We start from the raw sequence: 24,763 nt of genomic DNA, 5'->3' as shown, positions 1-24,763 counted from the left end.
GCCGTTCGGCTACGTAGTGCTGGAGGTCGTCGCGGAGTTCGTCGGCGTCCCAGCGTGCGCCGTTAAGGAGCCGCTGGAGACGGTCGGGTGTGCGGCCGGAGTTCCGCTTCAACAAACCCGAGACCTGGCCCGAACCGGCGATCACCACGGCCACCGACACCGCCAACTACGGCAAGGCCGAAGCTCAGGCGTGGGACCGGGTCCACCCGCGGCTGACCCACCGCTCGGCCTGGCTGGAGCACGACGGTGAACTCCCCATTGTCGAGGGCACCTTGGTCCGCCTCAAAGTCGAGCACCTCTCCAAGGAGCGGGAGGCGCCGCCAGTCTGGCTGTGGTCATCGAAGACCGGAGCCGCCCCGGCGGACGTGGACCGCTGGTGGCAGGGGTTTCTGAGGAGATTCGACCTGGAGCACACTTTCAGGTTCGGAAAACAGACGCTCGGCTGGACCACCCCGAAACTGCGTACACCCGAGGCAGCAGACCGCTGGACCTGGCTCCTGGTCGTCGCGCACACCCAGCTCAGGCTCGCCCGGCCGCTGGCCGCCGACCTCCGCCGGCCCTGGGAGAAGCCGACCAGGCCCGAACGCCTCACCCCGGCCCGGGTCCGCCGGGGGTTCAGGAACATCCGAGCCCACCTGGTCTGCCCGGCCCGTGTTCCCCAACCTCGTGGCGCTGGTCCCGGACGGCCGCCCGGGACCAAGAACCGCCGCCCCGCACCCCGCTACGACGTGGGCAAGACCGTCAAACGTCCCGAGACCCTCAAGGCCATCGGCAGACCTGGTAGATCCTGGTAGAAAAAGAACAAGCTCAGGCTTCAGGGCCATTAATTCGATCGAACCCCGCTCGATGGCCCTCAGACCACTCGGTGGGGCGCATCGTCTCCCCGCTCACATTCACGATGGTCCGCGTACCGTGTGCATATGTGGTGTTGCCATCGCGGCTACACACGCGGAAGCCGATTGTTGCCGATGTGCGGCCTATCCGCTCGGTCCAGAGGTGGACGGCGATTTCCCCATTGCCAATCAAAGGGAGGTCGAACACGATGGCGACTGCCTTCACGACGTAATGGGAAGGCACCGCCTCTTCGGATCTGCCGAACCCCAGGCTAAATGCGTACGTGTTGAAAGCACGTTCAGCCATCACCGTGTAACGACCGTTGTGCAGCATCCCGTACGGGTCAAGATCGTCGAAGTGAACATCCAGTGGGATCAAGACTCCGTAATTGACGGAATCGAATACGAGAGATGATGCAGTCGCGTCAACCACAAAAAGTCCTTTTCGTGCCGCTTCTTCGCCGGGCCCTCCCTGACTGTCGGGGAGGGCCCTTTTTCAGCCGCGTTCGCGGTGGGCGGCCTACCGTGCGCCGGCCATGCCTCTGCGGGCTACTGAGCCTCGTCCGTCACCAGGGTCGTCGTCACCTTGACGGGGTTGGCCAGTGTGTCCCTGATCGGGGAGCGCTGTTGGACGAGCTCGGTCAGCTCCTGGAGCTGCTCTGCCGTCGCGTTCGGCGACTGTGCGTGGACGTCCACCCGGATCTCCTGTGCCCCCGGACGGACGGACTTGTCGATGCCGAGGAAGCCCTGGAGGTCGAAGTCGACCTGCAGATCCAGGCTCAGAGAGCTCAGCTCGATGCCGCGCGAGGCCGCGACCGACGCGTAGGTCACCGCGTAGCAGCCTGCCAGCCCCTGGAGGATGTACTCGCCAGGGTTTGCCGCCTTGTCCGTGCCGAGCAGCGCGGTGGGCTCGTCCGACTCGAAGGAGTACGTGGCGGTACGGCTGGCGATGGCTTCACCGTTCTGCAGGGGGGCGGTCGTGGTGCCCCGCTGGTGGGTCCCCCCACTCCATTCGGACTGGACGCCGAAGGTGACCTGGGCCAACTCTGGCTTGTCCCGGACCGCTTCCACGGTCTGGTTCAAAGCGTCCATGTCGACACCGTTGATCATCAATCTCTCCCTGTCGTCTTCTCATGTAATCGATCCAGCGGTCCTGGGTGGCGTCTTGATCTTGCACCCACTCGGATCGAACAGAACTGTCCGTTCGGTTGTCACACGGTAAAGGGCCCGGCCGGACGTGTCAAACAGATCTGTTCGTTCGATACTGGTGGCATGGAGAAGAAATCAAGCACGGTGCGTGACCGGCTACTGGAGACTGCGGACCGGCTGTTCTATGCAGGGGGTATCCATGCGGTGGGCATCGACCGGGTGATCGCCGAGAGCGGTGTGTCCAAATCGACCATGTATGTCCACTTTCGCACCAAAGAGGATCTGGTGGCGGAGTACCTGCGCCGCCGTAGCGATGCCATGCGCATCCGCGTCACGCGGGAGGTGGAGGCTCGGGAACAGATGCCGGTGGAAGGGCGGATCCTGTCCGTCTTTGACGTGCTCCATGAGGTGATCTCGGAGCCCGGCTTCCGGGGCTGCGCATTCGCCAACGCGGCAGCCGAGTACCCCCACCATGAGAAGGTGCAGGAAGCCGTCGCGCATGACCGCGTCTGGCTGCCGGCTCTCTTCTCCCGTCTCCTAGATCCTCTTGGGGCGGAGGATGACCTGCTGGTGGCTGCGCTGGTGCAGGTATATGACGGCGCTAACGCAGCCGCTCATCTCGACCGATCGAAAACGAGCGCACGCACCGCCCGGAAGACCGTCGAACTGCTCCTGGCCGCCAGGGAGTCAGCCCCGACCGGCAGAAGGACTCGAGACGGGGGCCACTGACCATGCACCGGCCCCGTTCCGAGACCCCGAAAATGAGCCCGGGCTTTGTCGTGCCTCCAGCGGTGAATGAGCACCCGGTGGCGCGCGCCCTCATAATTTTGAAGAGATGGCCCGCATTCTGAAAGCCCTCAGCCGCAATCCCATCGCGTACGAAACCGCCGTCCATGCAACAAAATTAGCGTGGCCGCAGTCATATAGCCTATATGGTTGATATTGAGTAGACGGTGCGTTGTGACCTGCCTAACAAGGGCAGTTGCGAAATTGGCATCAGTGCGTTGCCCTTGATGCCCTCACGCGGCGCATCGGTTATGCCTCGGTGGTGAGCTGTGCATCCTTCGGGCAAAGTGCATGATCTGCCGAATCAGGCAGCTCTCCGTCGGTGAGCCCAGTGGTCGTTTCGGTCGCTCCCTTGGGAGAGGGATCGGTTGCCTAGTGTCACGCCGCCTCCAAGCCGCCTTAGTCGAGGGGGAGATCGAGCAGTACATTCTCGATGACCTCAGGCATGGCCGGATGGATCCAGTACTGCCCTTTGGCCATGGAATGGGCTTGCAGGCCGAAGGACGGGACTTGCCCCAAGGCCGGGTAGTTAGCGTATTTCCGCTGGTGGCAAGAGGGTGGAGCGAGTTCTCGGGCTGCTGTAGGTGGCGGGGCCGGTCTTGGCGGTGAGTCCGTTTACGGCCCATGTCGAGTTGTCGGTACATCGTGCTGAGGGTGATGTCGCCGAGGTGGCGAGCAAGGTCGCGGGTGTGCCACTGGCGGTCGGGTTCTGCGTGAAGGAGGTTTAGGACGCGCTGTCTGCGCCGGTCGGCGGCCGGTGTGTGCCGATCGTCGTGCGAGACGGGGGGCAGGTCGGGATCGGGTTCGAGGATGGTGCCGTAGAGGTCGGCGACCAGGCGGCTTGTGGCGGGGCGGCCGTCGTCTTGGCGTTCGGTGTACCGGGAGACCGGTGACCTGACTTTTCGGGTGCTGATGCGGAGGCGCCGGTGCGGGAGGAGCCCGGCCAGGACCCGGGTGCCGATGACGCCGGTGGTGCGGGTGCCCAGGGCGCCGGGCTTGATGACGTCGGCGGCCTGGACGACGAGGTCGCGGGCGGTCTGGATGGCTGTGGTGAAGCCGCAGCCATCCGGGTCGGTGCCCGGCCGGTACTCGGCGGCCTCCGCCATCACGGTCCGAAGTGCCTGGCAGAGGGCGAGCAGGGCCCACATCTCCTGCTCGACTGCGACCGGGTCGCCTGAGCGCAGGACCCGGCCGTCTGTGATCGTGTGACGCAGAGCAAAATACGCCGACTCGTGCTCCCACTGCTGGTGGCAAAGGGCAACGAGGGCCGGGGCGGGATAACGACGGGCATCGGTCAGCGTCGTGACCAGCCGGTAGGAGTTGGTGAACGAGTAGTCGTCATAGGTCACGGTGATCCGCGCTTCCACGACGCGTACCGGGACGGTGCCGATGGCCGAGAGGTAGGAGCCATCGGTGAGTCGGCTCAGGACCGGGGCGCGTCGGTTGGCGCGCAGCCGGCCCAGGAACCTGGCTCCGGTGTCGTGCGCGGCGGCGAGGAAGCGTTGGCGTCGAAACCCTTGTCCCACAGGACCAGCATGCCGGGGCCCAGGTGGTGCAGGAGCCTGCGAGCGTAGGAGGTCTCCCCGTCGCAAGCCCACCGAGCACGACCGGCCGTTCTCGACCTGGAGTCTGCCCAAGCTGGCGGACTTCCTGGTAGCGGAGGGGTGGTCGACGACATCAGCAACGAGGGCCTGCGCATCCTGCTCCGCGAGGAAGGCGTCTCCTTTCAATGCATAAAGACCTGGAATACCTCTCGCGACCCCGACTATGCCGCCAAGAAGGCCCGCGTCGAACACCTCTACCCGACCGCCGACGGCGAGGTCATACCCGAGGACGGCGAACCCGAAGTCATCTTCTGCTTGGACGAGTTCGGTCCCCTCAACCTGATGCCGCACCCGAGCCGGCCGTGGGCCGAACACAGAGGCAAGCACAAGGACCCCAACCGGGAACCACGCCGCAGGCGGCGGGCGACATACAGCCGTTAGGGCGGAGTGCGGCATCTGTTCGCCGCCCTGACCTGGGCAAGGACAGGCTCTACGGCCACATCAAGCCGGTCAAGAGGCGAACGCAGTTCCTGGAGTTCTGCCGCTACCTGCGCAGCCTCTACCCACTCGCGGTCCGGATCGCGATCGTCAGTGACAACTTTTCCCCGCACCTGACCAAGAAAAAGTGCCAGAGCGTCGGCACCTGGGCGGCGGCGAACAACGTCGAGATGGCCTACACCCCGGCCAACAGCTCCTGGTTGAACCGGATCGAGGCCCAGTTCACCGCCCTGCGCTACTTCACCCTCGACGGTACCGACCACGCCGACCACAAAGAGCAGGGCAGCATGATCCGGCGCTACATCATCTGGAGAAACCGCCAGGCTAATCACCTTCCGGGGGGAGAGCAGGGCACCAGGATCGGCGTCCGGGACTTCGGGGCCACGACGGTCGCCGACAGGTCGGCTTGCCGATGGTGGCAACGGCAGCCTGTGCTGCGCGGCCGACGCTCGCCGCCCGACGTCGTAGTTGCGACCCCGCTCCCTCCTCACACCTCCGGTACGGGCTGCGGCGGCGTCTCGCCCACGTAACGCGCACCTGGACGGATGATCTTCGGATCGGTGGCCTGTTCCAGGATGTTGGCGCTCCAGCCGACGACCCTGGCGACCGCGAACGTCGGGGTGAACATGTCCCGCGGCAGGCCGCACTGCTCCATGACGACGCCGGCGTAGAACTCGACGTTGGAGTGCAACTCGCGGCCCGGCTTGAGTTCGGCGAGGATCGCCTCCACGCGTTCCTCGACCCGCACGGCGAAGTCGATGAGCGGTCCGCCGAACGCCAGACCTGTGCTGCGCAGCATCCGGGAGCGCGGGTCCTCGGTGCGGTAGACCGCGTGTCCGAAGCCCATGATCCGCTCACCCCCGAGGACCCGCTCCCTGATCCATGGGTCGATCCGGTCGACGGTGCCGATCGCGTCGAGGGTGTCGAGCGCGCGGGCCGGCGCGCCGCCGTGGAGCGGGCCCGAGAACGCGCCGATCGCGCCGACGAGGCAGGCCACCAGATCTGCGCCGGTGGACGCGATCACCCGCGCGGTGAACGTCGACGGGTTGAAGCCGTGGTCCACCGTCGCCACCAGGTACTGCTCGATCGCTTGCGCATGCACTGGGTCCGGCTCCGAACCGGTCATCATGTACAGGTAGTTGGCCGCATGTCCGAGGTCGTCGCGCGGCGCGAGCGGCTCCTGGCCACGGCCGATCCGGTGCAGCGCCGTCAGGATGGTCGGCACGACGGCAGAGGCGGCGAGCGCGTCCTCGGCGCGGCGTGCGGGATCGGTGTCGTACAGCGGGCCCAGGCCCGTGGCGGAGCCGTACAGCGACAGCGCGGTGCGCAGTCCGGCGAGCGGACCGGCCGCGGCGGTCGCCCGGGCGATCGTTGGGAGTGCCTCGGCGACCTCGTCCGGCAGGTGGCGCAGTGCGGCAACGCGGGTGGCGAAGGCGGCCGAGCGTTCCGCGTCCGGCAGCGTCCCGTGGAACATCAGGTGCCAGACGTCCTCGAAGCTCCGACTCGCTGCCAGTTCGATCGCGGAGTACTGGCGGTAGTGGTAGAAGCCCTCGGTTCCCCGTACGTCTCCGAGTGCGGTATCGGTGACGACGACGCCCGCCAGTCCTCGCGGTACCTCGATGGCCGCCTGCCGCGGCCTGGTGTCCGACATGATCTCTCCTTCTCGATGTGATTGTGATGGCTGGGCATGGTTGAGGGCGCCGGCAGCCCAGCAGAGGGGCACGGCTGACCATGTGCGACCAGTGCGACGGCTCGGAGCGAAGCGGCAGCCCCGCCAGGCTGGTGTCTTGGCTTCCGGTAGCCCCGCTGGTCGTGGTTGTCGTGCTCGCCGACCTGGTCGCATGGCTGGACATCGGGTTGACCGTCTTGTGCGCCGACCATGCGATGGCTTGCTCCGACCACATCGCACGACTGCGACATGTCGGCGGGAGCAGCCGCCGGTGCCGGGGGAGCGCCCTGGCAGTGCTACTTCTTGAGTCTGCGGCTTCCAGCGTGCCAGTCCTCGGTCTTGCCCGTCTCCTGCGCTGATACGCCGAACGACGGCAGCTGCGGCCGCTCGCGCAGGCTGCGCTTGAGTTCGGCGAAGCCGGGGAAACTGGCGAGGCCGGTGACGTGATCCCACAGCACCCCTGCCTGCTCCTCGTCAGGCAGTCGGCTGATCACCGGTCCGAAGAAGGCGATGCCCTCCGGCGGCTCGAAGTGCACAATCGGCGTACCGACATCCTTGCCCGTCAGCGACAGCGCCTCGTCGGACTCGGCCTGGATCTCGGCATCTCGGGTCGTGTCGTCGAGTGCGTCGACGAGCGAGGTCGGCAAGTTGGCTTCGGCGAGGGCGTCGGCGGCGAGGTCGGGGGTGCCCTGCCAGCCGGGGGCCCGGCCCTCGTCGGGTCCGGCCTCCATGACGCGCGCGCCGTAGGCCGCGTAGAGCGGGCCGATCGCCTCGCGTCCGTGCTTCTCTCGTGCCGCGGACGCCACTCGCAGAAGCCGCAGGCCCGCGGTGTGCTGGGCGTGGTACTCCTCAGGGAAGTGGGTGTCGTAGTCGATGTGGGAGTTGATCAGACGCAGTGAGATGAACCGCCAGTCGACGGTGTAGTCGCGCTGTGCCTGGACGATCCGGATCCACTTGCTCGTCATCCAAGCGAACGGGCAGACGGGGTCGAAATAGAAGTTGATGTCGGCGTTCTTTGCCGGAGTCATGTTCATGCAGTGTCCTAGGTCGACTGGCTTCGCGATCAGATCAGAGGCAGGAGCGGCAGACGTTCCGCGGACGAGGTCCGTGGGATATCCATCTGGGTGATGGTCACGACGACTGTCCTTCATGATCAGAGCCTCGGAGGGGTGGCTTCGGGCTCACACCGAGCCTCCGCAAACGCGGCGACTCGACTAGCCTCCAACCTTGACATCAGTGTGATGGCAAATCGCTTCGCGTAGAGCTTCACCTCAGCTCATGCGGGCGGCTGATAAACGAGCAAGCGAGCAGTCCAGTTCGAGCAGGGGACGCGGTGAGGCCTGGGACTCCGCACCCAGACGCCCAGGGCGTCTTCACATGCGGTTTGGCAGTTGCCAGTCGAGAGGCGTAGCCCAACAGCCCTTCGCAACCCTTGCCGTGGTGGTCCCCTGGGGTCTGCTGCAGGTTTGGGTGACAGTTCGGTCACGCGGCTTGGAGGGCCGGTGTGGTCATGACGGTCTCGAATTCGATGGGGGTCAGGCGGCCGAGTGCGGCTTGTCTGCGGCGGCGTGGTAGGCCCGCTCGATCCGGGTCACGATCGAGATCCGGAGTTCTTCGCGGGTGGTCCAGGTCCGGCGGTCGAGGACGTTCTTCTGCGGCAGGCTGAAGAAGGACTCCATGGCCGCGTTGTCGCCAGCTGTCCCGACTCTCCCTGTCGAGCCGGCCATCCGGTGGCGATTGAGTGCCCGGACGAATCTCCGTGACCGGAACTGCGATCCGCGATCGCTGTGCAGGATGCATCCCTCGACCTGTTGACGCCTGGCCACGGCGTTGTCCAGAGCGGTCACGGCCAGGCGGGACTTCATCCGCGCGTCGATGGAGCAGCCGACGATCCTGTTGCTGAAGGCGTCTTTGATCGCGCAGAGGTACAGCTTGCCGTCGATGGTGGCGTGTTCGGTGATGTCGGCGAGCCACAGGCGGTTCGGAACGTCAGCGGTGACATCGCGGCGGACCAGGTCGTGGTGCACCTGCGGGCCGGCCTTCTTGATCCTGCCGCGCTTCTTGGCCGAACACGCTCCACCAGTGGTTGTCCCGGCAGATCCGCCATGCGGTACGGTCGGCCATCGCGGCTTCCGAGCTGCGGGCTTCGTCCGCCAGGAAGCGGTAGCCGAACTCCGGGGCGTCGCGGTGGGCGTCGAACAGTGTGTTCGCGCGGTGAGCCTCCTCCAGCGCGGCGTCGGTCACCGGCTTGTCGAGCCAGCGCTAGTAGGGCTGTCTGGCGAGCTTCAGGACCCGGCACGTCACCGTGACGGGCGTCCCGTCCGCGGCCGGCTCCTTCACGAGCGGGTAGATCCCTTTCCCGGCAGATGCGCCTGCGACAGGTAAGCCGCTGCCCGGCGCGGGACCTCGTTCTCCTGCTCCAGCAGCCTGATCCGCCGGCGCGCTTCCCGCAGTTCCGCGCTCTCTCGGCTCATCACCCCCGGCCCCGACCCGGCGTCGACATCCGCCCGGCGCATCCATTTCCACAACGTCATCGGGTGGACCCCGAAGTCGGTGGCCACCTGCTCGACCACACCGGGGCCACGGTTCCACGCGACCCGCACGACGTCCTGGCGGAACTCTTCCGGATAGGACTTGGGCACAGCGACATCCTTGCCACCCACCCCGCAGGCAAGCCAGTTCAGATGTCACCCGATCGCGCAGCAGACCCCTCGGACGTCCGGTGCACCAAGTCAGGGCCCACATCGAACACACGTCAGCCCGCGAGAATCCCGACATCACGAGTTTCAGTAACGGCAGTTGATCAGCCCCCGTTCTGGAGTGTCGGGACAGGTCCGGCGCACTCGTCGCCTTGGCGAGCACGAGGCGACCGCTCTTGGGATCAGGCCCGCAGTTGTAGATCGTTCCTGGAGGCGCCGAGGAGCTTCGCGATCGAGGTGACGGTGGTCTCCGGTCCGGTGGGACAAGCATGTCGAGGGCGTGACGCAGCCGCTTTTTCGGTTTTGCAGGCGGGTGTCGTGCGCGGATGCCGCGGGTCCAGGCTGTATCCAGGCTCTCGTCGGTGGCTATCCGATGGTTTCACGCGATCCGTCCGCGCGCCGCCCCTTGTCGATCTTGCTCTTCAAGCGATCGATGGACGAACGCAGCCCACCGATGAGCATGACTGAACATACTGTATGGTCATATTGTAAGGGGCCTCGCCGACCGATTCTGCGCCGTGGGGTGTGCGCGGCAAGGCCTATTTGAGGAGATGTCCTGTGAATGCGAGTGCGAGCCGCCCGACGTTCCTGTTGGTGCCGGGGGGCCACCACGGGCCGTGGGTATGGGAGCGGCTGCAGAAAGTTCTGGAGAGCGATGGCTGGTCCACGCGAGCGGTGAGCCTCGTGAGTGCAGTGGAGGACCCGTCGGCAGTTGAGCCGTTGCCGGGCATGCATGACGACGCCAAGGTGATCAAGGCGGCCCTGGAGGCGATAGCCGGCCCGGTGATCGTTGTAGCGCACTCCTATGGCGGGGTACCGGTCACTGAGGCGATCGCCGTGGCTTCCAATGTCGTGCACGCCGTGTACGTGGCGGCCTACATGCTCGACGTGGGCGAGGGGATGTTCCAGATGCACGGCGTGCCGGTCCCCGACTCACTGATGGGCCTGCGTCCGCCGGAGAATCCCGATCTGAATCTTCCCGCAGGCTTCTATGACGGTGACGCCTCGAATCCGGAGACGGTCGAGGCGATGGCAAGGCTCGTCCCGCAGACCGTGCGTGCCGACTTCGATACGGTGACGCAGGCTGGCTGGAAAACTGTGCCGAACAGCTATGTGATCCCGGACAACGACGTGTCTACCGTCGCTGCCGTCGAGGAGGACATGGCGAAACGTGCCGATGCCGTGTACCGCGTCCCCGGTCATCACGCGCCCTTCTACTCCCACCCCCGTGAATTCGCAGAGGTCCTGACGAAGATCGCGACGAACACGGCGAACGTAAGGCCGGCGCAGGATGCGTGAGAGCGGCGCGGAGCGGCGTATTCCCCGTCCCCGTACGTAATCCCACACTGACGAGCGGAAGGTGCCCGTTGCGATCCGTTACACGGCACAAGTCCTCCCACCATGCGGTGCAAGTAGAGGCGACCGAGGCTCGCCTGCTGTCGGCGGTGACGAAACTCATTGATACAGGCGAGCCCTTCACGGCGATCAGCGTGCAACGCATCATCGACGAGGCTGGCGTCTCACGAGCCACCTTCTATGCACACTTCCGTGGAAAGTCAGACATCCTAGCGCGCCTGTCCGCTCAACTGCGTGAGTCGCTACTGGCGCTGGCCCGCCAGTGGGATCCAGCCGCAGGAGAGGACGGAGCAGACCGGTTTGCCCGGTTCTTCGAAGAAGTGATCGTTATTCACCGTGCCCATCGCAGCCTGATCACCGCGATCCGTGAGGTGGCGGCCTACGACCCAGAGGTGAGCGACTTCTACACAGCCGACCTCGAAGGGTTCGACGAGCACGTGCTCGAGACCCTGCTCGCCGAGCAGGATGCAGGATCCACGTCACACGATCTCGATGCTGTGGCCGCGAGCCGGATCATCGTGTGGGGAGGCGGGCAGGCGATCGCCCGCCACATCAGCGTCGACGACGGAAGTGGCGACGCCGCATTCGCCCGTGAGCTCGCCAGGATCTGGTGGTACGGCGCCTACCGCCGGCCTGCCGAGTGAGGCGTATCACGGATGCGAACGCAAAAAATTCTCTAAGTCCCTGAATGTCTTATTCGACGTCTAAAAGGAACCAATCATGACGAACAACACCCTCGATGGTCTGCCTACTCGCCCGCTAGCCGGCAAGACGGCGGTAATCACCGGCGGCGGGCGGGGAATAGGAGCGAGTACGGCTCTCCTCCTCGCCCGTGCTGGTGCGCGGCTCGCGCTCGTCGGTCGCCGCGAAGAGTCGATGAAGGCGCTAGCGGACAGTTTGCCCGGTGCCACGGTGGTGATTCCGGCAGACCTGTCCCGGCCTGAGGCTCCCGAGGAGGTCTGGGAGGCTCTTATCGCACAGCTCGGCCAAGTCGACGTACTCGTCAACAACGCTGGCCAGTTGGGCAGCTTTACGCCTGCTCAGGATATGACGGCCGAGGAAGCCGACGCTCTGTGGGCGCTCAATACGCGCGCACCTTTGCTGTTGGGCGCGAAAGCTGCCGCGCACATGGCATCGATCGGTGGCGGGAGCATCGTCAACGTGACCTCCGCAGTGGGGAGCGACCGGAGCATGGCCAATGTAAGCCTGTACGCCACCACTAAAGGTGCGGTGGACGCCCTCACGCTCGCTCTGGCTGCAGAATGGGGTGCCGCGAACGTGAGGGTCAACGCCGTCAGGCCTGCCGTGGCCCGAACGGACTTCTCTCGCGCCGTCACGGAGAATCCGGCGCTGGAGGAGATGCTGACGAAGGAATACGTCCTTGGGCGGCTCGGCGAGCCGGAGGACATCGCGCAGGCCATTCTCTTCTTCGCCAGTCCCGCCAGCTCCTACGTGACCGGTCAGCTGCTCAGCGTTGACGGAGGGTGGGGTTCCGTCCACGCACGCGGCTGACGCACGGGCTACCCGCAGCAAAGGTCGCCACACAGTGCAGGGTCAGCGACAGTCACGCTCACCCGCGATTGGGTTGACGCTGTTCTCAACGCGGTGAAAACGACGGCAGTCGGCAAGACCGCGTTCGGCGCCCACGCTGGTCGACAGGAGTGTTGCTACGAACGGGTGGACCGGTACAACACGGGTAACGGGCCCTCGCCGGCCTCTGAGACGAGCTCGAAGTGATCCGGTCGGCATCAGCCGACAACGAGGCCTGCGAAAGCTTCCGTGCCTGCCTGAAGCGCGAGATTCACCGGGGCGCCCTTGCCGGTCATCTCGCGCAAGGGATCACCGAACATCAAGGGCCTGGGCAAACTCCGTTTCGTAGTCGAGCAAGCCTTCGCCGTACTCCACCGGTTCAAACGCCTCGGCGTCCGCTGGGAACGCCGGACCGAACTCCGCGACGCCTTTGTCTTCTTGGCCTGCGGCATCATCTGCTGGAGGCGACTGAGGAAGCACCGATCATGATCGCGTCACGAGCCGCTGGCTGCGAAACACACCACTCACCCGGTGTCACTCATCAGTTGGACAACCGCGTGATCATTTCGGAAGGCCAGGATCAGCACCGAGTACTCCCTGTCCGGCAACCGAACCTCGACGTAACCCCGCCCACGGGAGCGCAGGTAGTTTAAGCGGTCTGACAGATCCTGCACCTTTAAATGTCTCTCGACATCGCCGCCCACACCACGCTCATCCAGCCCCTCTTCCCCACTCAGGGTCTCGCCCGCGATCCAGGGGCACGTTCCCACACTTCACCACGACACGACTACTGACTGAGTCACGTCACGTGATCGTGTTACGAGCCCATAGAGCCGCAGTAAAAACGACTTTCATGGAGAACGATATGAGCCGAGCTCGCACACTGGTCGACGCTGAATGGGTGCACAGACACCTCGATGATCCCCACGTCGTTCTGATTGAGGTCGATGAGGATACGGCCGCATACGACACCAATCACATCCGCGGGGCGCTCAGAATCGACTGGCGTTTGGACCTGCAGGATCCTGTTCGCCGAGACTTCGTGGACCAGGACGGTTTCGAGAAGCTTCTGTCCCGCAAGGGCGTAAAGCGCGAAGACACTGTGGTCCTGTACGGCGGGAACAACAACTGGTTCGCGGCATTCGCGTACTGGTATTTTAAGGTATACGGGCACGAGGACGTACGGCTGCTTGATGGCGGCCGCAAGAAATGGGAACTCGACATCCGAGAACTGGTGCAGGAAGTACCTACCCGCCGGCCCACCACGTACAAGGCATCAGCTCCAAACCCATCTCTGCGCGCCCTGCGAGATGACGTCCTAGCAGCCATCGGTTCCCTCAATCTTGTGGACGTGCGCTCGCCCGAGGAGTTCTCGGGCAAACTCAGTGCCCCCGCCCACCTGATCCAGGAGGCAGCCCTGCAGCGAGGACACATCCCCACCGCAGTGAATGTGCCGTGGTCCAAGGCCGCTAACGACGACGGCACCTTCCGCTCCGATGACGAGCTCGCGTCGCTGTACGGAATTCTCGATTCCGGACGAGAGACCATCGTCTACTGCCGTATCGGAGAGAGGAGCGCGCACACGTGGTTCGTACTCAGCGAAATCCTTGGATACGAGAACGTGCGCAACTATGACGGATCGTGGGCCGAGTACGGCTCCCTCGTGGGCGTTCCCATCACACTGCTGACCGAAAACGGCACCTGATCCGCTCCGCCTTCGCCCCATCTGGCTCGGCGGACGTTAGCCGAATGGGGAACAGGCGCTACATGCCACCGCCCGCCGCGTGATGACCCACTGATGCACACCGAGACAGTCACCAAGGATGGTACAGAACATGACCACTTTCCCCGATCCCGCAAACGCCCGGATCCCTGGCATGATCAAGAGCGAGAGGCGCCCCGGATTGGTCGAGGCGGCCGAGGACGTCACCGTGTTCCTCAAGCCGCTCATCAAGTCTCCCAAGATCGAGGTCGGTGAATTCACCTACTACAACGACACCGAGGACGCCGCCGGCTTCGAGGACAACAACGTTCTCTATGCGTATGGCCCGGAACGCCTGGTCATCGGCAAGTTCTGCTGCCTTGCCATGGGGACGAAGTTCATCATGTCGCCGGGAACGGATTACCACATGCCTGGCGGTACCACCTCGTACCCCTTCTTCATCTTCGGCGGATCGTGGCTCGAGAAGACGGCCGACTTGCTGCCCAATCTCCCTAGCAAGGGCGACATCGTCGTAGGCAACGATGTATGGATTGGTCGGGAAGCGGTCATCATGCCCGGCGTCACCATCGGTGATGGTGCAGTGATCGGAGCCCGTTCCCTGGTCACCAGCGATGTTGCTCCTTACAGCGTGGTCGGAGGCAACCCCGCGAAAGAGATCAGGAAGCGGCTGTCCGACGAGGACGTCGACCGCATGCTGCGCATCGCCTGGTGGAACTGGCCTGTCGAGGACATCACCGAGCATGTTCGCACCATCTGGTCTGCAACCCCGTCGGATCTGGAGGGGCTGGCCAAGAAGATCGGCCATCTGGGCGGCTGATCAGGTTCCCGTAGAGAGACGGGAATCTCGGCGAGCTGCCTGAAGCTCGGGTTGTGCAAACCCTTTGCTGAAGATCCTTACCCAACCCAGAGGCAGTTGTGCGGGCCGTCACTACCGCTTCGAAAAGTGCGAATGGTTTAGCCAGTGGACTCTAGTACAACTTACACGATTTCCGAGATGGATGGATGGAGCGAAGGTGCGGAGGCGGTCTACGCGATATTGCGCCGCCGTCGACACGCACTTCTTGAGCTCTTGAACAACATCGAAGAATCTCAGTTCAACACACAGTCTCGCTGCACGGACTGGTCGGTGCACGAAGTGGTACGTCACGTTCGTGACGTAGCCAAGGTGCATATATCGATGTTGGATGAGACTGAATACCCTTTCGGAAACCCCAGGAAATTCAGTCCGAAGACCTCGCCCGCCGCTTGGATGAGGCACTCGGAGGGTGAATCCGTAAAGGAGACGGTGGATGAACTGTCGCAATTGATTCAACGGGAAGGGGACTTGTTTCTCCGGCGCGCAAGGGAAGGGTCCACCCGAGTGAAGCAGGGCCCACTTGGGAGGAAATTGCATTGGTCCGTGTTCAGCACCCATACCATCTGGGATGCGTGGATGCATGAGCGCGATATATGTATTCCCCTAGGATCTGACGTTCCACTTGATGGCGAGGAAGGTCGCCTCATGGTGATGTACACCCTGCTTGCCGCCTCGGCGCCTGCCGCGTGGTCTGGCGACTACGTGGAGACAGCGATCAAGCTATACGGATCACCTGACTGCACGTACCGTATAGGCCACGACAATTCCCGCATCTACGTCCAGACGGGCGGCCGAGCAGACGTCGGTGGCGATATGGCAGTGATCCTGGACAGCCTGGCAGGACGTGGGCCGGAACTGTCGGAGATACTCGGGTCATCAAGTGAAGCAGTACGGAAACTCTCGCTTCTTAGGGTCGTTGCGACGTGATGATGCCACCACCTGATAGAACGAACGGGGGAGTCTACGACGCACCGCCGCGGGCCGGATGAATGACATGGCGTTGTACGGGCGCGTCTCGCTGTCGCGGATATAGGCCAGGACACGGACCTGACCGAGGACCAGGTGCGGCTTGCGACGGACTCCTTGACACAGCTCGGGCTGGTGCAGCCGGCCGTGGCCAGGCTGGCGGAGGCCTCGGAATCGACCGTTACCCGAGGTCGTGAAGAACTCGCGCGCGGAGCAGAGGTGTTGGGGCGGGTGCGCAGGCCCGGGGGCGGGCGCAAGTCCGCCGCCGAGCGCGATCCCGGTCTGGTGGCGGCTCTCGAGTCGTTGATCGAGCCGCGTGAGGTAGGCGATCCGGTGTCCCCGCTGCGCTGGACCACGGCCTCCCTGCGGGACTTGTCCCGGGAGTTGACTGATGCCGGTCATCCGGTCACTGCCCCCATGGTCGGCGGTCTGCTGCGTGCGATGGGCTTCAGTCTGCAGGGCATGGCCAAGAGCCGGGCCGGTAGCCAGGTGCCGACCGTGACGCCCAGTTCCGGCACATCAGCTCCGCCGCCGAACGCTTCCTGGCTGAGGGCCTGCCGGTGGTGGACACGAAGCAGAAGGAACCGATCGGCGACTTCGCCCGGCCCGGCCGCACCTACCGCCCCAAGGGCCAGCCGATCACCGCCCCGGACCACGATTTCATCGACCCCGAGACCCCGGTCGCCATCCCGTATGGCATCTATGACCTGGGACGCGACAGCGGCTGGGTGAATGTGGGCACCGACCGCAACACCGCCGCCTTCGCGGTGGAGTCCCTGCGCCGCTGGTGGACGGTCCAATGACGCCTCAACTACCCCGGCGTGGACGGCTTGCTGGTAACCGCCGATGCCGGAGGTGCCAACTCGGCCGACTCCCGCCTGTTCAAGATGGGGCTGGCCGACTTCGCCGACGAGTGCGGACTGAGTATCACCGTCATGCACTTCCCGTCAGGTACTTCAAAATGGAACAAAGTGGAACACCGGCTGTTCTCCCGGATCACCCACAGCCTGCGCGGACAGCCGCTGACCAGCTACGAGGTACTGGATCATTGCTGAGGTCAGGGCGTCGAGGATGCCGTGTTCGCGTGCGGCGCGGATGTCATGGACGGCTCCGGGCAGCGCGGGTGAGGCCCACAGCAGATGTCCGGCTGGGTCGGCGAGGACTTGGACGTTCATGCCGTGCTTCTTGTGTTTGCCCGAGTAGAACGGCTGGTCAGCGGCGATCCGATCGATGGGCAGGAGAGTGCCGTCGAGCAGGACGAAAGCCTTCGCCGACGCTTCGCGGACGGCATGTTCGAGTGTAGGTGCCAGAGCGGCCAAGAGGTCGACGGCTTCGGTGATGTACCGGTAAGCCGTTGTCGTGCCGATGCCGAACCCGGCTGCGAGCTGGGCGTAGGGATGCCCGTTGCGGGGGTGAGCAAGGGCAATCAGCGCCTGTCGGCCAGCGCTCGACCGGCGCCACCGGCTGCCTATCGCACGGCGACGTTCACGCAGACGGGCGGTGAGGAAGCGAAGAGGCGAGCTGGACAGGTCCAGCTCAGATGGGTAAACAAACACGTGAAGCCTCTGGCAGCGCGGGTGATCTTGGTAGTGAACCCATCTACCAGGGGCTTCACTCGTCTGTCACGCCAACTGCCGGACCCGCGCTGCAGGTTGGAAGGGGCTCACTGCACACTGCGGTGGCGTCACCGGATTCGGTTCCGACGGGGCCACCGCAGTGTCTGATGGAGTAGTTGACAGCAACGTCAGCGAACGATGCTCCGGAGGGAGCGGCGAACGGCTCGCGCACTCCGACGCCCGGCACGGTTTCCTCCTCGACGGATTCCCCCGCACGGTGCCGCAGGCGCGGGAACTCACCGCCGTCCTGGGCGCCACGGGCTCAGCACTGGACGCGGTGCTGGAGTTCACCGCTCCCGAAGACGTCGTCGTGGCACGGCTGTTGGGCCGTGGCCGGCCGGACGACACCGAGGACGTCATCCGCTGTCGGCAACGGGTCTACGCGCAGCAGGCCGCACCCCTCCTGGCCCACTACGCGGCGATCCTGCTCACGGTCCGGGCCGTGGGCCCCGTCGAGGACATCACGGAGCGGCCATGGCGGCTCTGTCGGAGGTGGAACGCCGGGCCGGGTGACCGCGCGCCCGGTCAGTCGCCCCGGTAGAGGGCCGTGAGCAGTTCGGCGGCGGTCTGGGTGGCGGGGTGCGGGTAGTCCCGCCATCAGGCCAGGCGTACGGCGATGGGCTCAGCGTCGCGGACCGCCGAGGTTTGTCGGGCGTCGACCGCAGAGGGGGCCGGTGGCGGTGAGGGTCAAGCTGTGTCGTCGGGTGATGCTGAGCATGGCGCGATGGACGCCGTTGCCCTTCAGGACGTAGTTCCGCAGGATTTTCCACCGCCCTGCTGTGCGCACCGCTGCGATCAGGGGTGGGGCCGGGGAAGTGACGCGTGACTGACCGTGGTCGTCGAGAAGATCACGCCCTGGTGCGACGGCGTCTGGTTGAGCACCCACAGGCCAATCAGCGTGGCCAGCGTGAAGACGACGGCGATCAGGACGGCGAGCACCAGCCGGCGCCGGCGTTCGCGCCGCAGCCACTCGCCGCGTGCCGTGCGGTAGGCGTCGGGGGCGGCCCGCACTCCGTCGGCGAGCGCGGCGAGGGCCTCGCTCAGTTCCCGCTCGGTGCGGTCCGGATCGGTGTCACGCGACGGAGTCGCGTCTCGCTGCGTCATCGCCGGGCCTCCATCGCGTGGGTCAGTGCGGCGATGCCGCGTGCGGTGTGGGTCTTCACCGACCCGGAGGAGATCTCCATCGCTGCGGCGATCTCGCTCTCCTTCAGCCCGAGCCAGTGCCGCAGCACGAGCGCCTCGCGCTGCCGGGACGGGAGTTGCTGCAGTGCGTCGATGAGTACCCGCTGGTCGTCGCGCAGCAGCGCCGTACTCTCGGCGGAGGCGACGGACTCGTCCGGGAGGACGGGCGGGTTCTCCACGTGCTTGCGGGCGACCTGGAGGTGACGTATCCGCATCCGGGTCAGATTGCAGACCGTGGAGCGCAGATACGCCTCCGCCGCCTCCACGTCCCTCAGGCGCCGCCACTTGCGGTAGATCTGGTAGTACGCCTCGGCCACCACGTTTTCCGGATCGTCCGCGCCTAGCAGCACGGCCAGGCGCAGCATCGAGGAGTAGTGCAGCTCGAAGAGCTGGGCGAGCGTGGCCTCACGCTCCAGTTCGGCCGGATCGGGCAGCGCGGGCGCGAGCGTCTCGCCCGGCAGCTCGACCTGCGGCTCCGGCGCGGAAGTCGGTTGTCTGCGTCTCACGGTCGATTCGCTCCCGTCTCCGGGCTCCGCCTGACACTCAGGCGGGACGGCAGGTCGGTCAGGTCGGCGCCGCGCGGGGCGCCGAGACGTTCGGCAACGGCGGTGCCGGCTACCGCCACGATCAGGTTGAGCAGCAGTGCGGCCAGGCCCGCGTAGATCTTCAGCGGGCCGGAGCCGAGCGGCACGATGGACGAGAAGCCCTCGCGCACGACCAGGTAGGTACCCGCGGCCATGCCCACGCCCCATCCGGCGAGCAGCGCCCGAGGATGCAGCCGCCCGGTGAACAGGCCGACGGCCACGGCCGGGAAGATCTGCAGGATCCAGACCCCGCCGAGCAACTGGAGGTTGATCGCGTCCTGGTCGCGCAGCCCGAACACGAACGCCATCGCCCCCAGCTTCGCGGTCAGCGAGACCGCCTTGGCGATGCGCACCTGCCGCTTGGGCGTGGCGGTCGGATGCACGTACTCGACATACACGTTGCGTACGAAGCTGGTGGCGGCCGCGATGGACATCACCGCCGCGGGGACCAGCGCCCCTACGGTGATCGCGCCGAACACCAGCCCGGCCAGTGGGCCGGGCATCAACCGGTCGACCAGCATCGGAACGGCGGCCTCGGCGCCGCCCTTCGGCGCGCGCACGCCCGTCGCGAGGGCCGCGATACCGAGGAACCCGAACAGCGCGAGGAGCCCGGTCCAGGCGGGCAGCGCCACGGAGACCTTGCGCAGGGTACGCGGTCCGTCGGTGGCGAACCCGGCCGTGAGCACGTGCGGGTACATCAGCAGGGCGAGCGCGGAGCCGAGGGCGAGGGTGGCGTAGGCGGGCTGCTGGGCGGGGGAGAGGAGCAGCGCCGGGGTACCGAGCTTCTGGGCGGCTCCGTCGAAAACCCTGCCCGGTCCGCCGATCCGCTCCAGGACCAGCCAGGTGACCGCGGTGAGCGAGACGAAGACGGCGACCGCCTTGAGTGCGGAGATGACGGTCGGCGCCCGCAGCCCGTGCCGGTAGGTGGCCACCGCGAGCCCCGCGAACAGCGCCACCATCACCAGGTCCCCGGTCGCACCCCGCGGATAGACGCCCCCGGCTGTCAGTACCGCCCGTATGCCGAGCAGTTGGAGCGCCAGGTAGGGCATCGTCGCGAGGATTCCGGTCAGCGCCACCACCAGCGCCAGCGAGGGCGATCCGTATCGTCCGCGCACGAAGTCGGCAGCGGTGACATAGCCGTGCCGGCGGGCGACCTCCCACAGCCGGCTCAGCAGCACGAAGGCGATCGGGCAGACGATCACCGTGTACGGAACCGCGAAGAAGGCGGGCGCACCGTTGCCGTACGCCAGTCCCGGTACGGCGGTGAAGGTGTACGCGGTGAAGATCGTGCCGCCGAGCAGGAACCAGGTCCACACCGGGCCCAGGCTACGGTCGGCCAGCGCCCAGCCTTCCAGGGACGGCAGCCGGTCGCTGGCGTGCAGGCGTCGCGCGGTCACGGCGAGCAGCGACGCCCCGCCGATCACGGCGAGGAACGTCGCGGTCATGGCGGCGTCGGCCATGGTCACCGTCCTTGGTGTGTCTGAACCCTCGCGCAAGAGTTGCGCGTGCCCCATGAACGGATGACAGGGAACCGGGGGGAAATTTCCCTGAAATTCGCTGTCAACCGGTCTCGGGGGATGGGCAACTCTTGCACAGACCGACAGCGAGCGGGAGAGGAGCGCAGGTCATGGCACGGATCGGTCATCACTGGGTACGGCGCGTCGCGATCGCCGTACTGCTCCTCGCGCCCGCCGCAGGCCTGCTGTGGGTCCCCTGGTACGCCGGAGCCGAGCCACGGCTGGCGGGCACGCCGTTCTTCTACTGGTACCAGCTCGCCTGGGTGCCGGGGTGCGGCCTCTGCCTGCTCGCCGCGTACGCGCTGACGGACCGACATCGCCGCTGACTCTCTCTTCCTCTTCCTGACCTTTTTGTTGTCACACCGTTTCCGGTGAGGAGCCGCCATGCCCGCAACAGCCCTGCCCGAAGCCGATCCTCAAGTGCCCGAAAAGTCGCTTATATCCCCACGATCGATCCTGCTCTGGGCCACCGTCGCTCTGCTCGGCGCCGTCGCCTGGGGCGTCCTCGCCCTCGCCCGCGGCGAGAGGATCTCCGCGGTCTGGCTGGTCGTCGCCGCCCTGGGCTCGTACGCCATCGCCTACCGCTTCTACTCCCGCTTCATCGTCCGCCGGGTGCTCAAGCCGGATGACCGCCGGGCGACTCCTGCCGAGCGACTGGAGGACGGCGTCGACTTCCACCCCACGGACCGCCGGGTGCTGCTGGGCCACCACTTCGCAGCCATCGCCGGAGCCGGACCGCTGGTGGGGCCGGTCCTCGCGGCCCAGATGGGATATCTGCCGGGCACCCTCTGGATCGTCGCCGGGGTGATCTTCGCGGGAGCGGTGCAGGACATGGTGGTCCTGTTCCTGTCCATGCGGAGGGACGGCAAGTCGCTCGGGCAGATGGCAAGGGAGGAACTCGGCCGGGCGGGCGGCGCCGCGGCCCTGATCGCGGTGTTCGCGATCATGATCATTCTGCTCGGCGTGCTGGCCCTGGTCGTCGTCAACGCCCTCGCACACTCCCCGTGGGGTACCTTCTCCGTCGCGATGACCATCCCTATCGCCCTGTTTATGGGCTTGTGGATGCACCGGATCCGGCCGGGCCGGGTCGTCGAGACCAGCGTCATCGGCGTGGCGCTGCTCCTGCTGGCGATCGTCGGCGGCAGCTGGGTCCAGGGCTCCTCGCTCGCATCCGCCTTCACCCTCAGCCCGACCAGCCTCGTCTTCTGCCTCATCGGCTACGGCTTCGTCGCCTCCGTGCTCCCGGTGTGGATGCTCCTGGCCCCGCGCGACTACCTCTCCACCTTCATGAAGGTCGGCACCATCGCGCTGCTCGCGATCGGCGTCGTCGTGGCCGCTCCGGTCCTGCACGCGGACGCCGTCAGTAAATTCGCCACCTCGGGCACGGGCCCGGTCTTCGCCGGCTCCCTCTTCCCCTTCCTGTTCATCACCATCGCCTGCGGCGCCCTGTCCGGCTTCCACGCCCTGGTCTCCTCCGGCACGACGCCGAAGCTGATCCAGAAGGAGTCCCAGGTCCGGATGATCGGCTACGGCGCCATGCTGATGGAGTCGTTCGTCGCGGTGATGGCGCTGATCGCCGCCGCAGCCCTGGAGCCGGGCCTGTACTACGCGATGAACGCCCCCGCCGGACTCCTCGGCACGACGGCCGAGTCCGCGTCCCACGCCGTGGCCGGTCTCGGCTTCACCGTCACTCCTGACCAGCTCACCCACGCGGCGAGCGCGGTGGAGGAGCAGACCCTGATCGCCCGCTCCGGCGGTGCCCCGACCCTCGCGGTCGGCATGTCGGAGATCTTTTCCGGCGTCTTCGGCGGCACCGCGATGAAGGCCTTCTGGTACCACTTCGCGATCATGTTCGAGGCATTGTTCATCCTGACCACGGTCGACGCGGGCACCCGGGTCGGACGCTTCATGCTCCAGGACATGCTCGGCAACGTGTGGAAGCCGATCGGCCGGGTCAACTGGAAGCCGGGGATCTGGCTGTGCAGCGGCCTGGTCGTCGCGGCCTGGGGCTACTTCCTCTACTCCGGCACCACCGACCCGCTCGGCGGAATCAACCAGCTCTTCCCGCTCTTCGGCATCGCCAACCAGCTCCTGGCCGCCGTGGCCCTCGCGGTCTGCACGACTGTCCTGATCAAGTCCGGCCAGCTGCGCTGGGCCTGGGTCACCGGCGTCCCGCTCGCCTTCGTCACCGCCATCACCTTCACCGCGGGCTGGCAGAAGATGTTCTCCGGCGACCCCAAGGTCGGCTTCTTCGCCCAGCGCGCCAAGTACGCCGACGCCCTCGACGCGGGGCAGGTGCTCCCGCCCGCCAAGACCCTCGACGACATGCACACCGTGGTCACCAACTCCACCGTCGACGGCGTGCTGATCTCGCTGTTCCTGCTGCTGGTCGCCGTCGTGATCGCGAATGCCGCGGTGGTGTGCGTAGGGGCCGTACGGTCGCCCGGCACATCGGTGACCACCGAGGCGCCGTACGTCGAGTCCCGCATCGACGTGCCCGAGCCGATCAGCGAGCCGCTGGTGGAGGTCCGGTCGTGAACGCCAGACGGTGGATGCGGGCGGTCGGCTGGTACCTGCGCGAGCTGACCGGGGAGGCCGAGTACGACCGCTACTGCGAGCGCCACCGGCGCCACCACCCGCTCGCGCCGCTTCCGACCCGCCGCGAATACCAGGTGTTGCGCACGCTGCATCGGGAGGCCCATCCGCAGGGCCGCTGCTGCTGACCGGGGGCCTGCCCGCCGGCAGGAGGGCTCCAGGGGCAGAACTGGCGTCTGCTCCCACGGTATCGGCCACTCCAGGCCCTGGGGACCACTCCGGACGAACCGGCTCGTACGAGGGCGCGGACCCAGGACCCAGGCAGACCCAGCTTGCGGCCCGTTCCGTGGCCACCAGGGAAAACACCGGACCCGGGACCCAGAGACCCCGGTCCCGGGGCACCGCGGAGTGCCGGCAGCGGACCGCTGCCCGATGACACAGATCAGCTGAACAGTGACACAGTGAGCCTTTTCCAACCTCAGTTTGAGCAGGTGAGGTGGAGGGTGAGGACGGCCTGGATGAGGCTGGTGATGCGGGTGGTGCTGCATCGGAGCTTGCGCAGGAGCCGCCAGTTCTTGAGGGTGGCGACGGCGGGTTCGACCAGGGCCCGGATCTTGGCCTGCGAGCGGTTCACGGCCTGCCGGCCTACGGGCAGGTTCTCCCATCGGCCTCGGAACGGCACGCGGGCAGCCGGTCCGGCGCCCTGGTAGCCCTTGTCCGCCCAGCGCGGGATGTCTGCGGAGGCGAGGGCTCCGAGGATGCCGTGTTCGCGGGCGGCACGAATGTCGTGAATGGCACCGGCCAGGGCGGGTGAAGCCCACAGCAGGCGGCCGGCCGGGTCAGCGAGGACCTGGACATTCAGGCCGTGCTTCTTGTGTTTGCCCGAGTAGAACGGCCGGTCGGCGGCGATCCGGTCGATGGGCAGCAGAGTGCCGTCGAGCAGAACGAACGCCTTTCTCGACGCCTCGCGGACGGCTTGTTCGAGCGTAGGTGCCAGGGCTGCGAGGAGGTCGACGGCTTCGACGATGGAGCGGCAGGCCGTGGTCGTGCCGATGCCGAACCCGGCAGCGAGCTGGGTGTAAGGGTGAGCATTGCGCAGGTGGGCGAGGGTGAGCAGGGCCTGTCGGCCCGCGCTCAGGCGACGCCACCGGCTGCCGATCGGACGACGGCGTTCGCGGATCCGGGCAGTGAGGAGACGAAGGTGCGAGCTGGGCAGGTCCAGTCCGGGCGGGTAGACAAGCACGTGAAGCCTCTGGCAGAGCGGGTGATCTTGGTTGTGAACCCGTCTACCAGGGGCTTCACTCGTCTGTCACGCCAACTGCCGGACCACACCGACAGGTTGGAAAAGGCTCCCTACGTTGTTCTGCGGGACGCGGTGAGCCCCTCGTATGGTTCACCCACCCAGGGTGCCGGGTGTGGTTCAAAAGGCTCTGCCGCTTGTGGCTTCCACTGATTGGCCGCCCGGCGCCCCAGGACGACTCGGCTGCCAACTAGGAATTGCGAATGATCGCTGAGTAGGGAATCGACAGCGAGGTCGTCCGTCGGGAGGCACCAGCAGCACACCGCACGGAGGCATCACATGGCCATGATCTGGGTCGGCATCGACGCAGGCAAGACCCATCACCACTGCGTCGTCATCGATGAGAGAGGCGAGAGGCTGCTGTCGCGCCGCGTCGCCAACGACGAACCCGAGCTCCTCGAACTCCTCGCTGATGTCTCG

General features: G+C 66.1%; 21 protein-coding genes and 6 pseudogenes. 15 read left to right on the top strand and 12 right to left on the bottom strand.

What is annotated here, in order from left to right:
- Positions 1-98: 98 nt before the first annotated feature.
- Positions 99-794, top strand: a pseudogene (locus ACZ4O3_RS43380) (NF041680 family putative transposase); the annotation flags it as partial.
- 13 nt (positions 795-807) lie between these two features.
- Here ACZ4O3_RS43380 and ACZ4O3_RS43375 read toward each other — a convergent pair.
- Positions 808-1,266, bottom strand: a complete 459-nt coding sequence (locus ACZ4O3_RS43375) for an acyl-CoA thioesterase (protein ID WP_467727913.1) — start codon at positions 1,264-1,266, stop codon at positions 808-810.
- Between the two features lie 116 nt (positions 1,267-1,382).
- Complete coding sequence (locus ACZ4O3_RS43370) at positions 1,383-1,943, bottom strand: OsmC family protein (RefSeq protein WP_385000919.1); 561 nt, start codon at positions 1,941-1,943, stop codon at positions 1,383-1,385.
- A gap of 162 nt (positions 1,944-2,105) precedes the next feature.
- On the opposite strand from ACZ4O3_RS43370, the gene ACZ4O3_RS43365 reads away from it, so the two are divergent.
- Complete coding sequence (locus ACZ4O3_RS43365) at positions 2,106-2,711, top strand: TetR/AcrR family transcriptional regulator (RefSeq protein WP_385000916.1); 606 nt, start codon at positions 2,106-2,108, stop codon at positions 2,709-2,711.
- Between the two features lie 290 nt (positions 2,712-3,001).
- Here ACZ4O3_RS43365 and ACZ4O3_RS43360 read toward each other — a convergent pair whose 3' ends face one another.
- Positions 3,002-4,294, bottom strand: a complete 1,293-nt coding sequence (locus ACZ4O3_RS43360; protein WP_467727912.1) for a transposase — start codon at positions 4,292-4,294, stop codon at positions 3,002-3,004.
- Positions 4,295-4,355: 61 nt separating this feature from the next.
- Between ACZ4O3_RS43360 and ACZ4O3_RS43355 the strand changes: the two are divergent.
- Positions 4,356-5,139: pseudogene (locus tag ACZ4O3_RS43355) on the top strand (transposase); the annotation flags it as partial.
- Positions 5,140-5,297: 158 nt separating this feature from the next.
- On the opposite strand, the gene ACZ4O3_RS43350 reads toward ACZ4O3_RS43355, so the two are convergent.
- The 3 genes and pseudogenes from ACZ4O3_RS43350 to ACZ4O3_RS43340 form a co-directional block, all read right to left on the bottom strand.
- Positions 5,298-6,461, bottom strand: coding sequence for a citrate/2-methylcitrate synthase (locus ACZ4O3_RS43350; RefSeq protein ID WP_385000910.1), 1,164 nt, complete (start codon positions 6,459-6,461; stop codon positions 5,298-5,300).
- 314 nt (positions 6,462-6,775) lie between these two features.
- Positions 6,776-7,507 carry a mycothiol-dependent nitroreductase Rv2466c family protein gene (locus ACZ4O3_RS43345; RefSeq protein ID WP_467727911.1) on the bottom strand — a complete coding sequence of 244 codons (732 nt, stop codon included), beginning with the start codon at positions 7,505-7,507 and terminating at the stop codon, positions 6,776-6,778.
- 454 nt (positions 7,508-7,961) lie between these two features.
- Positions 7,962-9,121: pseudogene (locus ACZ4O3_RS43340) on the bottom strand (IS3 family transposase).
- A 582-nt stretch (positions 9,122-9,703) separates the two neighbouring features.
- Here ACZ4O3_RS43340 and ACZ4O3_RS43335 point away from each other — a divergent pair.
- From ACZ4O3_RS43335 to ACZ4O3_RS43305, 7 genes and pseudogenes are all read left to right on the top strand, one after another.
- Positions 9,704-10,477: an alpha/beta fold hydrolase gene (locus ACZ4O3_RS43335; RefSeq protein ID WP_385000904.1), complete on the top strand. Its 774-nt coding sequence runs from the start codon at positions 9,704-9,706 to the stop codon at positions 10,475-10,477.
- A 107-nt stretch (positions 10,478-10,584) separates the two neighbouring features.
- Positions 10,585-11,178 (top strand): TetR/AcrR family transcriptional regulator, encoded by a 594-nt coding sequence (locus tag ACZ4O3_RS43330; protein ID WP_385000901.1) that lies wholly within the window; start codon positions 10,585-10,587, stop codon positions 11,176-11,178.
- A gap of 76 nt (positions 11,179-11,254) precedes the next feature.
- Positions 11,255-12,046 carry an SDR family NAD(P)-dependent oxidoreductase gene (locus tag ACZ4O3_RS43325; RefSeq protein ID WP_385000898.1) on the top strand — a complete coding sequence of 264 codons (792 nt, stop codon included), beginning with the start codon at positions 11,255-11,257 and terminating at the stop codon, positions 12,044-12,046.
- Between the two features lie 883 nt (positions 12,047-12,929).
- On the top strand, positions 12,930-13,769 hold the full coding sequence (locus ACZ4O3_RS43320; RefSeq protein WP_467727916.1) for a sulfurtransferase: 840 nt from the start codon (positions 12,930-12,932) through the stop codon (positions 13,767-13,769).
- A 130-nt stretch (positions 13,770-13,899) separates the two neighbouring features.
- Positions 13,900-14,604, top strand: a complete 705-nt coding sequence (locus ACZ4O3_RS43315; RefSeq protein ID WP_467727909.1) for a CatB-related O-acetyltransferase — start codon at positions 13,900-13,902, stop codon at positions 14,602-14,604.
- A 177-nt stretch (positions 14,605-14,781) separates the two neighbouring features.
- A complete protein-coding gene (locus ACZ4O3_RS43310; protein WP_467727907.1) occupies positions 14,782-15,570 on the top strand; it encodes a maleylpyruvate isomerase family mycothiol-dependent enzyme in 789 nt (262 codons plus the stop codon).
- 183 nt (positions 15,571-15,753) lie between these two features.
- A pseudogene (locus tag ACZ4O3_RS43305) lies at positions 15,754-16,652 on the top strand (ISAzo13 family transposase); the annotation flags it as partial.
- On the opposite strand, the pseudogene ACZ4O3_RS43300 reads toward ACZ4O3_RS43305, so the two are convergent.
- A pseudogene (locus tag ACZ4O3_RS43300) lies at positions 16,653-17,165 on the bottom strand (transposase family protein); the annotation flags it as partial.
- Between the two features lie 160 nt (positions 17,166-17,325).
- Between ACZ4O3_RS43300 and ACZ4O3_RS43295 the strand changes: the two are divergent.
- Positions 17,326-17,766 carry a nucleoside monophosphate kinase gene (locus tag ACZ4O3_RS43295; RefSeq protein ID WP_467727905.1) on the top strand — a complete coding sequence of 147 codons (441 nt, stop codon included), beginning with the start codon at positions 17,326-17,328 and terminating at the stop codon, positions 17,764-17,766.
- On the opposite strand, the pseudogene ACZ4O3_RS43290 reads toward ACZ4O3_RS43295, so the two are convergent.
- The 4 genes and pseudogenes from ACZ4O3_RS43290 to ACZ4O3_RS43275 all read right to left on the bottom strand — a co-directional run.
- Positions 17,751-17,861, bottom strand: a pseudogene (locus tag ACZ4O3_RS43290) (LysR family transcriptional regulator); the annotation flags it as partial. The gene ACZ4O3_RS43295 and the pseudogene ACZ4O3_RS43290 sit on opposite strands and share 16 nt — an antisense overlap.
- 159 nt (positions 17,862-18,020) lie before the next feature.
- On the bottom strand, positions 18,021-18,329 hold the full coding sequence (locus tag ACZ4O3_RS43285) for a hypothetical protein (protein ID WP_385000887.1): 309 nt from the start codon (positions 18,327-18,329) through the stop codon (positions 18,021-18,023).
- Complete coding sequence (locus ACZ4O3_RS43280) at positions 18,326-18,913, bottom strand: sigma-70 family RNA polymerase sigma factor (protein ID WP_385000884.1); 588 nt, start codon at positions 18,911-18,913, stop codon at positions 18,326-18,328. Before ACZ4O3_RS43280 ends, ACZ4O3_RS43285 begins: the two co-directional genes overlap by 4 nt.
- Entirely contained in the window at positions 18,910-20,451 is a 1,542-nt protein-coding gene (locus ACZ4O3_RS43275; RefSeq protein ID WP_467727903.1) for a sodium:solute symporter family protein, read from the bottom strand. The genes ACZ4O3_RS43280 and ACZ4O3_RS43275 overlap by 4 nt, the downstream gene beginning before the upstream one ends.
- A 167-nt stretch (positions 20,452-20,618) precedes the next feature.
- On the opposite strand from ACZ4O3_RS43275, the gene ACZ4O3_RS43270 reads away from it, so the two are divergent.
- The 3 genes from ACZ4O3_RS43270 to ACZ4O3_RS43260 are packed head-to-tail and all read left to right on the top strand — an operon-like array spanning position 20,619 to position 23,231.
- Positions 20,619-20,834: a DUF3311 domain-containing protein gene (locus tag ACZ4O3_RS43270; RefSeq protein ID WP_467727901.1), complete on the top strand. Its 216-nt coding sequence runs from the start codon at positions 20,619-20,621 to the stop codon at positions 20,832-20,834.
- A 58-nt stretch (positions 20,835-20,892) separates the two neighbouring features.
- The gene (locus ACZ4O3_RS43265; protein ID WP_467727899.1) at positions 20,893-23,046 is read left to right on the top strand and encodes a carbon starvation CstA family protein; all 2,154 of its coding nucleotides are present in this window, start codon (positions 20,893-20,895) and stop codon (positions 23,044-23,046) included.
- A 14-nt stretch (positions 23,047-23,060) separates the two neighbouring features.
- Positions 23,061-23,231 (top strand): YbdD/YjiX family protein, encoded by a 171-nt coding sequence (locus tag ACZ4O3_RS43260; RefSeq protein WP_385000931.1) that lies wholly within the window; start codon positions 23,061-23,063, stop codon positions 23,229-23,231.
- Positions 23,232-23,521: 290 nt separating this feature from the next.
- On the opposite strand, the gene ACZ4O3_RS43255 is transcribed toward ACZ4O3_RS43260, so the two are convergent.
- On the bottom strand, positions 23,522-24,286 hold the full coding sequence (locus ACZ4O3_RS43255) for a transposase family protein (protein WP_467727898.1): 765 nt from the start codon (positions 24,284-24,286) through the stop codon (positions 23,522-23,524).
- A gap of 336 nt (positions 24,287-24,622) precedes the next feature.
- On the opposite strand from ACZ4O3_RS43255, the gene ACZ4O3_RS43250 reads away from it, so the two are divergent.
- The coding region (locus ACZ4O3_RS43250) for an IS110 family transposase (protein WP_467727915.1) at positions 24,623-24,763 on the top strand (141 nt) is incomplete at its 3' end.

Source organism: Streptomyces sp. NPDC026515, assembly GCF_055567595.1.
Note: the sequence above shows the minus strand (reverse complement) of the source record. Positions and strands in the feature narration are given on the sequence as shown.

Coding starts and splice junctions, on each gene's coding strand:
- ACZ4O3_RS43370 (WP_385000919.1), bottom strand. CDS start 1,943: ATGATCAACGGTGTCGACATGGACGCTTTGAACCAGACCGTGGAAGCG.
- ACZ4O3_RS43365 (WP_385000916.1), top strand. CDS start 2,106: ATGGAGAAGAAATCAAGCACGGTGCGTGACCGGCTACTGGAGACTGCG.
- ACZ4O3_RS43350 (WP_385000910.1), bottom strand. CDS start 6,461: ATGTCGGACACCAGGCCGCGGCAGGCGGCCATCGAGGTACCGCGAGGA.
- ACZ4O3_RS43345 (WP_467727911.1), bottom strand. CDS start 7,507: ATGACTCCGGCAAAGAACGCCGACATCAACTTCTATTTCGACCCCGTC.
- ACZ4O3_RS43325 (WP_385000898.1), top strand. CDS start 11,255: ATGACGAACAACACCCTCGATGGTCTGCCTACTCGCCCGCTAGCCGGC.
- ACZ4O3_RS43320 (WP_467727916.1), top strand. CDS start 12,930: ATGAGCCGAGCTCGCACACTGGTCGACGCTGAATGGGTGCACAGACAC.
- ACZ4O3_RS43315 (WP_467727909.1), top strand. CDS start 13,900: ATGACCACTTTCCCCGATCCCGCAAACGCCCGGATCCCTGGCATGATC.
- ACZ4O3_RS43310 (WP_467727907.1), top strand. CDS start 14,782: ATGGATGGATGGAGCGAAGGTGCGGAGGCGGTCTACGCGATATTGCGC.
- ACZ4O3_RS43285 (WP_385000887.1), bottom strand. CDS start 18,329: ATGACGCAGCGAGACGCGACTCCGTCGCGTGACACCGATCCGGACCGC.
- ACZ4O3_RS43275 (WP_467727903.1), bottom strand. CDS start 20,451: ATGGCCGACGCCGCCATGACCGCGACGTTCCTCGCCGTGATCGGCGGG.
- ACZ4O3_RS43270 (WP_467727901.1), top strand. CDS start 20,619: ATGGCACGGATCGGTCATCACTGGGTACGGCGCGTCGCGATCGCCGTA.
- ACZ4O3_RS43265 (WP_467727899.1), top strand. CDS start 20,893: ATGCCCGCAACAGCCCTGCCCGAAGCCGATCCTCAAGTGCCCGAAAAG.
- ACZ4O3_RS43260 (WP_385000931.1), top strand. CDS start 23,061: ATGCGGGCGGTCGGCTGGTACCTGCGCGAGCTGACCGGGGAGGCCGAG.